13 protein-coding genes and 1 pseudogene are annotated in these 14423 nt (G+C 71.6%); 4 read left to right on the forward strand and 10 right to left on the reverse strand.

The window, feature by feature from the left end; all coding sequences use genetic code 11:
* Positions 1-381: 381 nt before the first annotated feature.
* Positions 382-1035 carry a transglycosylase SLT domain-containing protein gene (locus AB0C96_RS03800; RefSeq protein WP_362913307.1) on the reverse strand — a complete coding sequence of 218 codons (654 nt, stop codon included), beginning with the start codon at positions 1033-1035 and terminating at the stop codon, positions 382-384.
* A 714-nt stretch (positions 1036-1749) separates the two neighbouring features.
* On the opposite strand from AB0C96_RS03800, the gene AB0C96_RS03805 reads away from it, so the two are divergent.
* Positions 1750-1935, forward strand: a complete 186-nt coding sequence (locus tag AB0C96_RS03805; protein WP_362913309.1) for a hypothetical protein — start codon at positions 1750-1752, stop codon at positions 1933-1935.
* Between the two features lie 181 nt (positions 1936-2116).
* Here the strand turns inward: AB0C96_RS03805 and AB0C96_RS03810 are convergent, their stop codons facing one another.
* From AB0C96_RS03810 to AB0C96_RS03835, 6 genes are all read right to left on the reverse strand, one after another.
* Positions 2117-2842: a transglycosylase SLT domain-containing protein gene (locus tag AB0C96_RS03810; protein WP_362913311.1), complete on the reverse strand. Its 726-nt coding sequence runs from the start codon at positions 2840-2842 to the stop codon at positions 2117-2119.
* Between the two features lie 531 nt (positions 2843-3373).
* Positions 3374-4222 (reverse strand): SRPBCC family protein, encoded by an 849-nt coding sequence (locus tag AB0C96_RS03815; RefSeq protein WP_362913313.1) that lies wholly within the window; start codon positions 4220-4222, stop codon positions 3374-3376.
* Positions 4219-4536 (reverse strand): metalloregulator ArsR/SmtB family transcription factor, encoded by a 318-nt coding sequence (locus tag AB0C96_RS03820; RefSeq protein WP_362913315.1) that lies wholly within the window; start codon positions 4534-4536, stop codon positions 4219-4221. The genes AB0C96_RS03815 and AB0C96_RS03820 overlap by 4 nt, the downstream gene beginning before the upstream one ends.
* 267 nt (positions 4537-4803) lie before the next feature.
* On the reverse strand, positions 4804-6039 hold the full coding sequence (locus AB0C96_RS03825) for a beta-ketoacyl-[acyl-carrier-protein] synthase family protein (protein ID WP_362913317.1): 1236 nt from the start codon (positions 6037-6039) through the stop codon (positions 4804-4806).
* Positions 6036-6269 carry an acyl carrier protein gene (locus tag AB0C96_RS03830; protein ID WP_362913319.1) on the reverse strand — a complete coding sequence of 78 codons (234 nt, stop codon included), beginning with the start codon at positions 6267-6269 and terminating at the stop codon, positions 6036-6038. The genes AB0C96_RS03825 and AB0C96_RS03830 overlap by 4 nt, the downstream gene beginning before the upstream one ends.
* A 259-nt stretch (positions 6270-6528) precedes the next feature.
* On the reverse strand, positions 6529-6990 hold the full coding sequence (locus AB0C96_RS03835) for a MarR family transcriptional regulator (protein ID WP_362913321.1): 462 nt from the start codon (positions 6988-6990) through the stop codon (positions 6529-6531).
* Between the two features lie 126 nt (positions 6991-7116).
* Here AB0C96_RS03835 and AB0C96_RS03840 point away from each other — a divergent pair, with 126 nt between their 5' ends.
* A complete protein-coding gene (locus AB0C96_RS03840; RefSeq protein WP_362913323.1) occupies positions 7117-7527 on the forward strand; it encodes an organic hydroperoxide resistance protein in 411 nt (136 codons plus the stop codon).
* A 203-nt stretch (positions 7528-7730) separates the two neighbouring features.
* On the opposite strand, the gene AB0C96_RS03845 is transcribed toward AB0C96_RS03840, so the two are convergent.
* The 3 genes from AB0C96_RS03845 to AB0C96_RS03855 form a co-directional block, all read right to left on the reverse strand.
* Positions 7731-9032 carry an MFS transporter gene (locus AB0C96_RS03845; protein ID WP_362913325.1) on the reverse strand — a complete coding sequence of 434 codons (1302 nt, stop codon included), beginning with the start codon at positions 9030-9032 and terminating at the stop codon, positions 7731-7733.
* Positions 9033-9274: 242 nt separating this feature from the next.
* Complete coding sequence (locus tag AB0C96_RS03850; RefSeq protein ID WP_362913327.1) at positions 9275-10993, reverse strand: amidohydrolase; 1719 nt, start codon at positions 10991-10993, stop codon at positions 9275-9277.
* A gap of 109 nt (positions 10994-11102) precedes the next feature.
* On the reverse strand, positions 11103-12635 hold the full coding sequence (locus AB0C96_RS03855) for an APC family permease (protein WP_362913329.1): 1533 nt from the start codon (positions 12633-12635) through the stop codon (positions 11103-11105).
* A gap of 393 nt (positions 12636-13028) precedes the next feature.
* On the opposite strand from AB0C96_RS03855, the gene AB0C96_RS03860 reads away from it, so the two are divergent.
* Both AB0C96_RS03860 and AB0C96_RS03865 read left to right on the forward strand, forming a co-directional pair.
* Positions 13029-13856 carry a helix-turn-helix domain-containing protein gene (locus AB0C96_RS03860; protein WP_362913331.1) on the forward strand — a complete coding sequence of 276 codons (828 nt, stop codon included), beginning with the start codon at positions 13029-13031 and terminating at the stop codon, positions 13854-13856.
* Between the two features lie 281 nt (positions 13857-14137).
* Positions 14138-14332, forward strand: a pseudogene (locus AB0C96_RS03865) (serine/threonine-protein phosphatase); the annotation flags it as partial.
* Between the last annotated feature and the right edge of the window lie 91 nt (positions 14333-14423).

A 14423-nucleotide genomic window follows, 5' to 3' on the forward strand; every position in this document is an offset into this window, starting at 1 on the left:
CAGGTTCAGCAGCTTTTGAGCAGAATTCTGCCGATAAGAGACTTATACGCAGAACTGCCTGACTCTATGGCGCAACAGGCCGTCGGTCCGTCGACCGGCCCCGCATCTCACCCGTCTGGCGGCCGGAAAGGTCCGTCCGCGCCGTCGATCCGGCCCCTGGTGTCCCCCATGCGGCGTCCGGACACCGAGGGCGCCCGGACGGAGTGAAGCGGGCCCCGGCTGTGCCGGGACCCGCTCCGATGCGCAGCGGCGAACGCGCCATGTCGCCGCTTCGCAAGCTGCCCTGTACCGAGCCTGTCGGCTCTTGTGGTGTGGTGTCCGTCATGCCCGTGACCGTCGTTCGGCCGGGCCGGCCGCTGTGCCTGCGACGGCTCTGTCGGCTCAGTAGGCGGAGTTGACGTTGTCGATGGAGCCGTAGCGGTCGGCCGCGTAGTTGGCGGCGGCGGTGATGTTGGCGACGGGGTCGACGAGGTTGTCGGCGGTGCCGGAGACGTGGAAGCGGTCGAAGGTGGGCTGGATCACCTGGAGCAGGCCCTTGGAGGGGATGCCGTTGATGGCGTTGATGTCCCAGTCGTTGACGGCGTTGGGGTTGCCGCTGGACTCGCGCATGATGTTGCGGTGCAGGCCCTCGTAGGTGCCCGGGATGCCCTTGGACTTCATGATGTCCAGCGACTCGCGGATCCAGCCGTCGAGGTTGTTCGGGTACTCCTTGACGGCCTTGCGCTCGGTGGAGCGGTTGGCGGCCTGCTGGGCGCTGTGCTGCTTGGCGACGGCGGTGACCTTGAGGTGGTCGGCGACCGAGGCGGTCACCGGACGGGCGGTCTTGGCGGTGTCGGCCTTCGCCGGCATGCCGTTCGCACTGACGGGCTGGACTGTGGCCGGAGCGTGCTCAGAAGCAGCCTGCGCGGTGCCCGGAGCCGCGGTGAGGGCCAGGCCCGAGGTGGCACCCGCGGCGGCCAGGACGGCCACGGCGACCTTGTGGGTGCGGGTAATGCGGGAGAACCGGACGGTGCGGGGCAGGGTGAAGCTGGGCATGCAGAGTGACCTCTTCCAGGTACGGGGACGGGGAGGCGGCCTTCTTTGGCGGCGCGTTGCGAACCGGAGCCCTGTGCCGCGTTCGCCTCAGGGGGCGTAACTCGCGAACTCGCTCTCGGCGCGTCGGAATCCATGTTTAGCGATGGACCTGAATCGAGGCAATGGTGCCCTTTACTACCCGACTTCGTGAGCAAAAGCCCGGACCTCCGAAGTGATAAGCGATTCTCGCTTTGTTGACCTGGAATGGCCGCACGGGATTCGACTAGGCACGGTCGTAAGTGACATACATCGCGTGCCCCGGGTCACCTGAAACCGGCCGTAAAGTCCTCTCCAGCGGGGTCCATAAGTTGCCTGGCTCACACCGGAATTACCGCCGGCCAGGCCCACTTCATGCGTGCAGGGAAGGCGATTCATCCGCCCGGCTGCCCCTGACGGCCGCGGGGATTCGCCAAATGTGGTGAGGAGCACCGTTGCTGAGGCCAAAAGGGCGGCAATTGTGCGCCGATTCACGTGGCGCACGGTGAGGCAACGGTCACGCCGTGGTGTCCGGCGGCCGGGCATCCGGCTGGGCCGTCGGTGAGCCGTCCGGTACGGCGATTCGGCGGTGCTGCTGGTCCGTTCGCAGCAGCGCCCGGGGCTGTCGCATGACTACGCGGCACGCCCTCGCGGACAGTGGCACCGTACACAGCCGTCACTCATCGTAGGGAAGTGCTCATGCTCCGTCGTATTGCCGTCGTGCTCAGCGGGCTTCTCGTCACTGGGTTCCTCGCGGCGGGGTCCGCCGCCGCGGCGCCCGTCGACGACCACCTCTCCCCCGCGGATCGGGTGGGGCTCCGCCTCGCCGGCGAGGTCATCGACGCGCTCTTCGGCAGCGGTGGACCGGCCCGCAGCCATCGCTGACGCCGACGCGCACGCCAAAGCCAAAGCCAACGCCGACGCGAACGCCAACGCCAACGCCAAAGCCAACGGCAGCGGCCCCGCCCGCGAGTTGCGGGCAGGGCCACTGCCGTTGCGTGCCTGGAGCCGTGCTGTGGGCCCCGGTTGGGTCGTGCCGGCCGTTCGGCCGGTCGTCGGACCCGGCTCAGTAGGCGGAGTTGACGTTGTCGATGGAGCCGTAGCGGTCGGCCGCGTAGTTGGCGGCGGCGGTGATGTTGGCGACGGGGTCGACGAGGTTGTCGGCGGTGCCGGAGACGTGGAAGCGGTCGAAGGTGGGCTGGATCACCTGGAGCAGGCCCTTGGAGGGGATGCCGTTGATGGCGTTGATGTCCCAGTCGTTGACGGCGTTGGGGTTGCCGCTGGACTCGCGCATGATGTTGCGGTGCAGGCCCTCGTAGGTGCCCGGGATGCCCTTGGACTTCATGATGTCCAGCGACTCGCGGATCCAGCCGTCGAGGTTGTTCGCGTAGTGCTTGGGAGCGGCCTTCGGGGCGGCCTTGGGTGCGGCCTTCGGGGCGGCCTTGGGCGCAGCTATCGCCTTGCGCTCCACGGAACGGCTGGCGGCCTGCTTGGCGGTGTGGCCCTGCTTCTCGACGGCGGTGACCTTGATGCGGTCGGCCACGGACGAGGCGACCGGCTGGGCCTTCTTGCCGTCGTCGGCACGGTCCTTGGCGGTCAGCGGCATACCGTTGGCGCTCACCGGCTTCACCGCGGACGGCGCGTGCGCCGACGGGGTCGCGGCATTGCTCGGAGCTGCGGTGAGTGCCAGGGCGGCGGCGCAGCTCGCGGAGGCGACCAGCGTCGCGGAAACCTTGTGGGCACGGGTGATGCGGGTGTTCCGGAGGGCGCGGTGCAGGGTGAAGCTGGGCATGCGGAGGTGACCTCTTCCAGGGCTTGGTGGCGGGGGAAACGGCCTTCGGTTGGCGCGTGAGGACCGAGGGTCATTGCCGCGTTTCGCCGCTCTGGCTGAGATCGCGGGCTCGTTCTCGGTGCTACCCGGAACATGTTTAGCGAGCGCCCTGGATGGTGGCAAAGGTGCCTTGTACTACCTATCTTCGTGAGTTAGAGCGAAATGTCCGTTGTAAGTCCCCTATTTCGTGGTGCATGCGCGGAATGGCCTCGACTAGCGGAGTTCGTACGTGACGTACGTCGCGTGCCGTGCATCACCTGACGGGCGCCGGACGGCCCGTTCCACGGCCCCGCGAAGTTGCCTGGCTCACACCGGAAAGGGGGGATTCCGCGGCGAAAGACGCGGCCGGTCGGGGTCAGGCAGAGAGCATGCCCGCGCCCCCTACCGGACCCGGGGCCGTGGTCCGTAGGGGGCGCCATCGCACTGCGCGCGCCATCGCACTGCGCGATCCGAGCGGCCCGTCGAAGGGCCCTCGGTGGTTCTTCCTGCGCTTCAGTCCGCCAGCAGGCGCGCCGCGAGCTGCTCGATCCGGTCGTGCCAGGCGTCCAGTGCCGCATCGGTATCGCAGCCCTGCGGGCAGGTCTGGGTGAGGACGAGCCGGGCGCCGTGGCCGGTGCCCACGCCCAGCTCCCAGCGGACAGTGCCCTCCGGGTGCCAGCGGTACGCCAGTACCGACGGGGGCCGGACCTCGGTGACGGGCCCACCCGGCACCTCCTGCGCGGTGAACCCCGCCGGTGCCGGCCCGCCCACCGCGGGCTCGTCCCCCGAGGTCAGCTCCGCCCAGACGGTCCCGGCCGGCCGTACGAGCTGGCGCTCGAAACGGATCTGCCGCCCGTCCGGGGTGTCCTGCACCACGCCGCGCCCGAGGTCGAACTGCTCCAGGTACGCCTCGTGCAGCTCGCCGGTGTCGCGCTCCACGGCCGGCGGCTCGCCGTCGAGCAGCTGTGAGAGCGCGGTGAGGCACAGATGCCAGCCGGAGGCGAAGCTGGCGCCGCCGAAGCGGTCGCCGAAGGTGTGCACCAGGGTGAGAAGGGAGCCGTCCCCGTCCGGGGTGATCTCCCAGCGCAGGTGGTCCTCGCCCCAGGTGAAGGCGAACAGTCGGGGCTCCTCGGCGTCGGTGACCGTGCCGGTCATGGCGACGTCGCTCACACCGGGCATGGTGAAGGTCATCGCCCCGCCGGGCCGTAGCTCGACGGTGACCTCGGAGGGGAACCACCGGCCGAGCTGGGCCGGGTCGGTGATCGCCGACCAGACCTCCTCCGGCGGATGGGCGAGCCGGCGCTCCATCCGCAGGGCGTTGCGGCCGTCGGACGTGGTGAGGGTGTCGGAGTGGGGGTTCATCGGGGGGCGTCCTTCCGGGCGTCGAGGTGCCGTTCCAGGGCGTCCAGGCTCCCGGTCCACAGATGCCGGTAGTGCGCCAGCCAGGCGTCCAGCTCGGCGAGCGGCTCGGGTCGCAGCTCGTACCAGCGGCGCTGGGCGTCCCGGCGGACCCGGACCAGCCCGGCCTCCCGCAGTACCCGTAGGTGCTTGGAGGTGCCGGGCTGACTCAGTCCGAGCTGTTCGGTGAGTTCGCCGACCAGCCGCGGGCGCTCCAACAGCAGGTCGAGGATCTTGCGCCGGCTCGGCTCCGCGAGAACGTCGAACGGTATGGGCATGCCTTCAGCATGCTGCCTTGGTTATATAACCGCAAGAGAATGTGTGCTGAGGTGCTGAGGTACTGAGGTGCTGCGGCGGTGCTCGGGTGCGTCGATCACAGACGGGCGCAGCCGCAGGCCGGGACCGCACCGGGGGAGAGAGGCGTGGCCGGCGGACGCCCCGCCACCGGCGGCGACCGGGCCGTTCTCCGGGTGGCGCTGCCGCCCCGTAGTCGGTGCCTGGTCGACGAGCCGGAGACGGGTCCGTCGCGCCGTGCGGGGAGCCCGCTACCGGGTCAGCACGAGGGCGGCGTTGTGCCCGCCGAAGCCGAGCGAGGTCTTGACCGCGCAGTCGAAGGTGCTCCGCCGGGCCTCCTCGCGCACGATCTCGATCGGTACCTGTGGATCGGGCACGTCGAGGTTCCCGGTCGGCGGCACCAGCTGCCCCTCCAGTGCGAGCACGGTGAGCGCGGCCTCGATGCCGCCGGCGGCGCCCAGCGTGTGCCCGGTCATCGCCTTGGTCGAGGTGACCAGCGCATGATCACCGATCACCCGTTGCAACACGGTGCTCTCGATGAGGTCGTTGACCAGCGTCGAGGTGCCGTGCGCATTCACATGCCCGACGTCGCCGGGCTGCACGTCCGCGTCCGCCAGCGCGGTGCGCAGCGCCCGCTCGACGCCGTTGCCGTCGGGGTCCGGTGCCACGGCCGCATACGCATCGCTGGACGCGCCGTACCCGCGAAGGTGCGCACGGACCGGCGCCCGGCGGGCCGCGGCGTGTTCGGGCCGCTCCAGTACGAGCAGGCCGGCGCCCTCGCCGACGACGAAACCGTCCCGTGCGACGTCGAACGGGCGGCATGCCGCGGCCGGATCGTCCCGCCGGGTGGAGACCGCCTTCATCCGGCAGGCGCTGGCGATCAGCAGCCGGGAGATGGGGGATTCGGCGCCGCCGGCGATGGCGATGTCGCAGGCCCCGGCGCGCAGCAGCTGATGGGCGGTGCCCAGGGCGACGGTCCCGGAGGAACAGGCCGTCGCCACGCCCAGGCTGGGGCCCTGGGCGCCGAGATCCATACAGACGCTGCTGGCGGCGCCGTTGACCACGGTGAGCGGGGCGAGCTTGGGAGAGACCCGCCGGGCACCGCGGTCCGCCATCGCGACGTGCTGCTGGTCGTAGAAGGGGAGCCCGCCGTGCGCGGAGCCGATGACCACCGCGACCCGGCCGCTGTCCCAGGTCTCCGGGTCGAGCCCGGCGTCGGCGACGGCCTCGCGGGCGGCGACCACCGCGAGCTGGGCGAAGCGGTCCATCATCCGCTGGGCGGCCACCCCGAGCAGCTCGGTGGTGTCCAGATCCACGGTGTACATGAAGTCGCAGGGCAGATCGGCGAGTTCGGGAAGCTGATGGACCCCGCTCGGCCGCGTCTCCTGGGTGAGGGCGTGCCAGGTCGCCTTCGCACCCACGCCCGCCGCGGTCACCATGCCCACCCCTGTCACGGCCGCGGAGAACGGCCGTCGGCCGCCGGTCACGCCGTAACCAGACCGTCGACGGCCGCCACGAGCCGGCCCGCGGTGCCGCGCGCGGTCGGCGGCACGCCCTTCGGGGAGGCGCCCGGCCGGTCCGCGGCGCGGAAGCGGAGTCCTTCCCGCGCCGGGGAGTCGCCGCGCGGGCCGCGCAGCGGGGGCTCGTCGGTGATGACGCCGGAGGGCACCCCGAACCGTTGGACCAGCAAGGCGTTGACGACTTCTGCCGCGTTCACGTGGCGTTCCTCCGCTTGTTGTGGGCGTGCTGCCAACCGCGTCCTGGGCGGGTGTTCGCCGGCGACCCGGCTGGTATGGCCACTCTTTATACGCCTTCGTCCCGATGACTCCCCAAAACTTCGGTCACTCAATGGGGTGATGGGCCCCTCGCGGGGCGGGAGGGGGGTGCGCGGTGGAGCGCCCGTGCTGCGGAGGACGGCCACGGAGGGCATGCCGTGGGCCGCCGAGAGGTGCGGCGGCCGGGTCTGGAGGTGGGCCTCAGGCCTCGTCCAGTGCGCTGGTCACCCGCCCCAACAGGTCCTGGAGCGTGCGGAGTTCCTCGATGGTCAGGCCGGTGGCGGCGAGCATCCGGCGGGGGACCGGCAGGGCCTGCTCGCGCAGGGCGTCGCCGTCGGGGGTGAGGTGGATGGTGACCGAGCGCTCGTCCTCGGCGCTGCGTTCCCGACGGACCAGGCCGGCCGTCTCCAGCCGCTTGAGCAGCGGCGAGAGGGTGCCGGAGTCCAGCCGCAGCTGTTCGCCGATGGTCTTGACCGGCTGTGAGCCGTGTTCCCACAGCACGAGCATGACCAGGTACTGCGGATAGGTCAGGCCCAGGCCCTTGAGGGCGTCGCGGTAGACGCCGCCGAACGCGCGCGACGCGGCGTGCAGCGAGAAGCAGACCTGGTGGTCGAGGCGGAGCAGTTCGGCGTCGGGTACCGGGGGCCTGGTCGCGGAGGTCATGGGTCCAGGTTAGCTCGTCACGCCATTAAGTTGTGCGCAATCGAGTTGCGCACAACTTAAACGTGTGCGATGGTTTCTGGTGTCGGGCGGTCGGGGAACGGCCGCCGCTATCGAAGGGGAAACGTGATGGACGCGCTGTACACCGCTGTCGCCACCGCCAACGGCCGCGAGGGCCGGGCCGTCAGCTCCGACGGCAAGATCGACCTCGCCCTGGCCATGCCGCCCGAGCTCGGCGGCAACGGTGCCGGCACCAATCCGGAGCAGCTCTTCGCCGCCGGATACGCGGCCTGCTTCGCCAGCGCCATGAGCAACGTCGGCCGCCAGATGAAGCTCGACACCAAGGACGTCTCGGTCACCGCCGAGGTCTCCATCGGCAAGGACGGCACCGGCTTCGGCCTCGGCGTCGTCATGCGGGTGGAGCTGCCGGACGCCCTCGCGGGCGAGACCGGACGCCAGCTGGTCCAGGCGACCCACGAGTTCTGCCCCTACTCCAAGGCCACCCGCGGCAACATCGACGTCGAGCTCGTCATCGAGTAACGCCACCACGCCGGGGGGCCGCCCCGGTCACCCGCCCTGGGGCCCGTCGTCACACCCCCGTCGTTCGCCGCGAGACAGGAGGGCGCGGTGAGGCACGGGAGGCAGGCGGGAGGATGACGACAGGGCCCAGGGCCGGCCCGAGGCGCGGCACCGCCAGGGCCGGCCGGCAGCGGCGGACCGGACGCCGCAGCCGACAGCCCGCCTCACGCACGGTGGTCGGCGACCGGACCGGCAGCCGACGCCGCGGACGACGGCGCCGGGCCGACGGGCGGGGCGGCCAGGACCGGCCCGGCCCCCGCCGCGGTGAACCACCGCCCCCGTACCAGCAGCAGCGCCACCCCGCAGGCGGCCAGGCCCGCCGCGCAGCTCAGCCCGAACGCCGCCCGGTACCCGTACGCCTGGGCCAGCGGCCCGGCCGCCACCGCGGCCAGACACTGCCCGACGATCAGCCCCGACCCCAGCAGCGCCATCGCCTCGCCCATCCGCGCGGCCGGGGCGACCCGCTCACCGAGGCCGAACACCGCGATCAGATGCGGCGCCACCGCCGCCCCGATCCCCGCGATCGCCAGCGTCGCACCGGCGAACCCGTCCACCACCAGCAGCGGCGCCACCAGCAGCGTCTGCGCCACGATCGCCAACCGAAGCCGCACCGTCAGATCCCGCTTCACCGGCAGCGCCGTGCAGACCAGCCCCGCCAGCGCACTGGTCACCGCCATCGAGCCCCATACGAACCCGGCCATCCCGGCCTCGCCCAACTGCTTGGACAACGCGCTGACACCGGCGTTCGCCGCACCCCAGACGAGGCCCTGCGCCAGCGCCATCGCACACAGCACCATCAGGCCGGGCGACACCAACGGAACCCCGGCCGCCGCCACCCGCCCGGTCCGCACCGGCCCCGGAGCCGTCGGATGCAGCGCGAACAGCACACCGCACACCGCGCTGAGTACCGCCGCCAACAGCAGCCCCGCCGCGGGGTGGACGAGGACCACGACGGTGGCCGCCAGCGCAGGCCCCGCCATAAAACTGATCTCGTCGATCGTGGTGTCCAGCGACAGCGCACGCCCGGTCAACTCCTTCCCGCCGGTCGACCCCCCACCACCAGCACGGGAAGCGGTCAGCGCGATCCATCGCGTCCGCGACAACGGACCCACCTGAGGCATCGTCACCCCGACCAGCCCCGCCAGCAACGCCTGCACCGCGACCGGCAGCCCGCCGAGCACCGCCCCCGCCAGCGCCACGATCGCGACCGCATTGGCCAGCGACGCCACCAGGATCACCGGCCGGTGCCCCCGGCGGTCGGCCAACCGCCCGATGGGCGTCCCGCCCACCGCCTGCCCCAGCCACAACATCCCCGCAACCACCCCGGCCCGGCCGATGCCGTCCAACTCCGTCAGCATCAACAGCGTGCCGATCGGGCACAGCGCGGCAGGCAGCCGCGCCAGGAACGACAGCACCGGCAGCCCGACCCCGGCAACGGCGAACACCGAACGAAGACCTGCCAACACGGCCACGGAACCCCCCGAATCAAGGACTCCGCCCAGTAGAGCCGCGGCAGCGCACACCGGGCCAGCGGCACGTCATCCGAAACGTCGGCACGGAAAGCCGGCCGGGTGTGGAGGATCACCCAAGGCGAACGTGGCACAGGAGGCTGCCGAGGCGGGCCACCGACCGCCCTCCGGAGCCCGGAACGGGCGACCGGGGCGACGCCGACGTCGGCGTCACCCCGATCGCCCCGACTCCCGCGCGCTCAGGCGTCGTCGGACGCGTACACCCGCCGCCCCCCGACGAACGTCTGGAGGACACGGGTCCCGGCGATCTCCTCCGGAGGACCGTCGAACGGGTCCCGGTCCAGTACCACCAGGTCCGCCAACTTCCCCGGCTGGACGGAGCCGGTGTCGTCCAGGTGGTTGAGGTAGGCGCTGCCGGCCGTGTACGCGGCCAGCGCCGCGCCCAGGTCGATGCGCTGCTCCGGCAGGAACACCGGGGCGGACGGCGGGTCCTCCGGCAGCCGGCGGTTGACCGCCACGTGCAGCGCGGCCAGCGGGTCGGGCGAGCTGACCGGCCAGTCGCTGCCCGCCGCAAGCGTGGCCCCCGACCGCAGCAGGTCGCCGAACGGGTACTGCCAGGAGGCCCGTTGGTGCCCCAGGAAGGGAATGGTCAGCTCGTCCATCTGCGGCTCATGGGCCGCCCACAGCGCCTGGATGTTCGCCGTCGCTCCGAGCCGGCGGAAGCGCGGCACGTCGTCCGGGTGCACGACCTGGAGGTGCGCGAGGTGCGGCCGGGTGTCCCGCCGGCCGTTCGCCCGCCGGGCCGCCTCCACCGCGTCCAGCGCCTCCCGCACGGCCCGGTCACCCAGGGCGTGGAAGTGCACCTGGAAGCCCTCCGCGTCCAGCAGGGTGACGTAGGTCCGCAGCTCCTCGGGGTCGATGAAGGAGATGCCGCTGTTGTCGGACGTACAGCCGCAGGCGGTGAGGTAGGGGCTGAGCATCGCCGCCGTGTGGTTCTCGGCGATCCCGTCCTGCATGATCTTCACGCTGGTCGCCCGCAGCGGACCGCCGGTCAACTCCGCACGTTTCGCCACCAGTTCGGGAATCTGTTCGGCGCCACGGGACCGTTCCCACCACAGTGCACCGGTCACCCGCGCGGTCAGCTGCCCCGCGCTCCGGGCCGCCAGGTACGCCGGGACGGCGTCGACCGTTCCGGGACCGCGCCCGAGCATCGCGTCCTGCCACGCGGTCACCCCGTAGGAGTGGAGCAGCCGCTGCGCCCTCAGCAGCCCGGCCGTCTGCTCGGCGAGGGTCGGCTCCGGGATCAGCTCGCCGACCAGCTGCATCGCGCCCTCCTGAAGCATGCCGGAGGGCCGGCCGTCGGCGTCCCGCTCGATGCGACCGTCGGCCGGGTCCGGCGTGCGGGAGGTGATCCCGGCCAGCTCCAGGGCGCGGGAGTTGGCCCAACCGCCGTGGTGATCGCGGTTGACGAGGAACACCGGGCGGTCCGGAACCAGGGCGTCCAGGAACTCGCGGGTCGGCATCCCGCCGGGGAACGCCTCCAGCGACCAGCCGCCGCCGGTGATCCACGGCGCCTGCGGATGCGCGGCCGCATAGCCGCTGATCAGTTCGCGGTAGGCGTCCGCGCTGACCGCCTCGCTCAGGTCGCACTGCGCCAACTCCAGCCCGCCGCCGACCGGATGGACGTGGGCGTCCTGGAACCCGGGGATCAGCAGCTTGCCCCGCAGATCGACGACGTCCGTGCCCGGCCCGATCAGGTCGCCGACCTCCGCGTCATGTCCGACGGCGACGATCCGGCCGTCGCGCACCGCCACCGCACTCGCCCGGCTGCGCGCGGCGTCGACGGTGTGGACGGGACCGGAGCGGAAGACGAGATCGGCGGGGCGGCCGTCGGCGAGGCCGGGGGCGGCATCCGCGGCCAAGGCTGCCTCGGGTTCCACGGCGGTACTGAGGTCCATGTGCTGGCTGCTCCAGTTCTGTGGGTGTGCCTGTACGGCGGGTGTGTGGGGGAGAGGTGTGGTGTGTGGGCGGAGGTGTGGTGCGTGGGTGCGAGGGGGAGCGGTTGGATCATCCCTCCGACGGGCGGGGCAGTGGCCCGGGAGCGGCGTCCTGGTCCATCGGCAGGGCGATCGCATCGGCGTCGGTACCCCGCCCGGTGGTGAAGTACGGGGCGCGGCGCACCCACTTGGCCCATGCGGCGGTCGCCAGACCCAGCAGGATGAAGAGCGCGGGGAGCAGCAGCATGAACCAGCCGTTGTCGGGGCTCGCCTCGAAGTGGTCGCTCATGGTGGCGTAGTCCCAGACGAGGTAGCCGCCGAGTCCGAAGAGCGCCAGGGCACTCGCCGCGGGGACGACCACATCGCGCAGGGCCCGGACCGCGCCCTGGCGCAGGCTGTCGCGGAACCGCACCGCGCAGGCCAGCGCGGTCAGGCCGTAATAGAGAGCGACGGTCAGGCCGATGGAGTTGACCGCGGTGAGGATCATGTCGTTGAGCTTGGGGATGCCGACGGCGAGCACGGCGAGCAGCGCGGCGATGGCCATGATCAGGAGGGTGCCCGCGGCGGGGGACCCGTAGCGGGGGTGCACGCGCTGCCACACCGGGCCGAGCGTCCGGTCCCGGGCCATCGCCAGCGCACCGCGGGCGGTCGGGATGACGCTCGACTGCAAGGAGGCGAACGCGGAACACATCAGCGCGGCCAGCGGCAGGGAGGCCCAGGGCTCCGGCGCCAGCTTGCCGCCGAGGAAGGTGAGCGCCTGGGGCCCGTTGTGGATGAGCTCGCCGTTGTCCATCACCCGCTGGAAGGCGAGCGCGCCGACGAGGAACAGCCCCAGCATCGCCAACAGTGCGATCAGCCCGCCGCGGGCCGCGTCCGAGGCGCTGCGGGTCTCCTCGTTGACGCTGAACGCGGCGTCCCAGCCCCAGTAGATGAACACCGCGATCACCATTCCCTGGGCCAGCGCCTGCGGGGAGCGGATGTCGAACGGGTTGAGCCAGGACAGCGAGAACGGCTGGTCGCCGACGACCAGGGCGTAGCCGCAGAACACCAGCAGGACCGCGTACTCGAAGATCAGCAGCCACAGCTGTAGCCGGGTAGCGGACCGCACGCCGGTGACCGCGGTGACCGTCACGGCGACCAGCGCGATCAGGCCGACCACGGTGCTGATCCCGGTCGAGGCCGGGTCCAACCGCAGGCCCCACAGGCTGTGCAGACCCAGCTTGTTGAGGAACTGGAGCGCGACGGAGCCGGTGACCGCCCCGGTGTACGCCATGAAGATCACATTGCCGATCAGCACCACCCACCCGGTCAGGAAACCGGGCCAGGGGCCGATCGACCGGCCCACCCAGGTGTAGCCGCTGCCGCAGTTGGGCTCGGTGCGGTTGAGCCGGGCGTACGACAGCGCGATGCCGAGGATGGGCACGAAGGCCAGCAGCAACAGGGCGGGGGTCTGCCGGCCGGCGTACGCGGCCAGCGTGCCCATTCCGATGCCGATGCTGGTGGTCGCTGCGGTACTGGACGCGGCGATCGCCACCCCGTCCTTCACCCCCAGCGAGCGATTCATTCTCGCCGGGCCGGGGTCCTGCTGCACTGCGGAGGGCATGGCACTGACTCCTTGGACGGGCGGGGGCCGGGCCGGGCTCGGCGGGCCGTGTGACCGCCGATGAAACAGCCCGCCCATCCTTGTGTCAACGCTGTTGACGTAACCGGTGGTGATTAACTTGCCGGGGGCGGTCCGGGAGGGCCCGGGACGGCCCGGGACGGCCGAGGGGAGCGATCGGGGGAGGGGGCGGGGAGCCCCCGGAAGCGGAGCCCGGGTTGGCATTTGGCGTGAATTCCGGGTGGCCCCTATCGGAGAATCCAGGTGTGGCCCTAATAGGGGTGAATTCCGGGGTGGCCCTGGGGGAGAAGTCCGGGGTGGCCCAGGGGGAGCCGAGGGCGGCCTGAGGGATGGAGCCCGGGGCCGCGCGGCGGAGCGAAGGCGGAGGGGATTGGCGTGACGGAGCACGAGCGCAACCAGGCCGAGCGCAACCAGGCCGAGGGCAACCCGGCCGAGGGCAACCGGGTTGAGCGCAGCGGGGTTGAAGGCAGCGGGGTTGAAGGCAACAGGGGTGAGCGCATGCCTGTTGAGCGCATCCCGGTCGAGCGCAAACGGCGCCGACCGACCGGCTCCGGCGTGGTCCTGTCGGCCGACCTCATCGTCGACACCGCCCGCCAGCTCATCGACGCCCAAGGGGCGCAGGCATTCACCGTCCGCAAACTGGGATCGGCCCTCGGCGCCGACCCCTCCGCCATCTACCGGTACTTCCGCAACACCGAAGAGCTCCTGCTGGCCCTCGCCGACCGGCTCATCGGCGAATCCATGGACGGCTACGCGCCCAGCGGTGACTGGGCCGCCGACCTGCGCGACTTCGGCCTCCGCGCCTACCGCTCCGCGCTGCGCCACCCGCAGATCGCCGTGTTCAGCACCGTCCGCGTGACCCGCCGGCCCCATGAACAACACGCCGTCGACACCGGCATCGGCCTCCTGCTCCAGGCCGGCTTCGATGACGCCACCGCCGTCCGCCACTACCACGCCTTCGTGGACACCGCCCTCGGTCATGCCGCCCTCGACGCCGGCGCCCTGCGCCTGGCACCCGCCGAGCGCGCGGCGGACGAGCAGGCCTGGCACGCCGAGTACACCGACCTGCCCGCGGACGAGTACCCCAGCCTGCACCGCGTACGGGAACACCTCCCGCTGATGGGCGGGTCGGGCGTCGAGCTGGCGCTCGATCTGCTCATCGCGGCATTCCGGCGGGAGATCGAGGTGGCCCGGGGAGAGTGACTCGGGGCGGGACTGAGGGAGGGCCCGGGAGAGGACCCGGAAGCGACCCGGAGGGGATCCGGAGAGGACCTGGAAGAGGGCGGCGATCCGGGAAGGGGACGGGCGAGGCTCGGCCAAGCAGTGGGTGCGAGGGGTGCGGGGGCGGGGTGCGATAGGACCGCGGGCGCGAGGGATACGAGGGACGCGATCACGGGCTCGGGCAGTGGCCGGCGGGTGGTGGGGGACCGCCTACACCGTGGAACGATCCGGGTATTTCACCCACCACGGTGCGAACATAGAACATGCCCTTCGAGCGGTTGAGGCACCAAGGGGGACGGTGGAGGCTGAGCCACGTTCTGGTGCTGATGCCGATCGGGCTCATCGTGGCCGTCTGCGCGATCGATGTACTCGCACCGCCCGACGTCCACCTCGGACCACTCCTCGTTGCGGCTCCCGCGATCACCGCGGCCTTCGCCGGGCCCCGTCTCACCGCCTTGGGTTCTAGGAGTCGTTGCAACACCCCAGCTCAAGGGGTGCGATGGACTTCGAGATCCGCAAGGAGCGGACGGGGCAAGGGCGACGGAAGCT

It is taken from the genome of Streptomyces sp. NPDC048506, assembly GCF_040651315.1.
Lineage (GTDB): Bacteria > Actinomycetota > Actinomycetes > Streptomycetales > Streptomycetaceae > Streptomyces.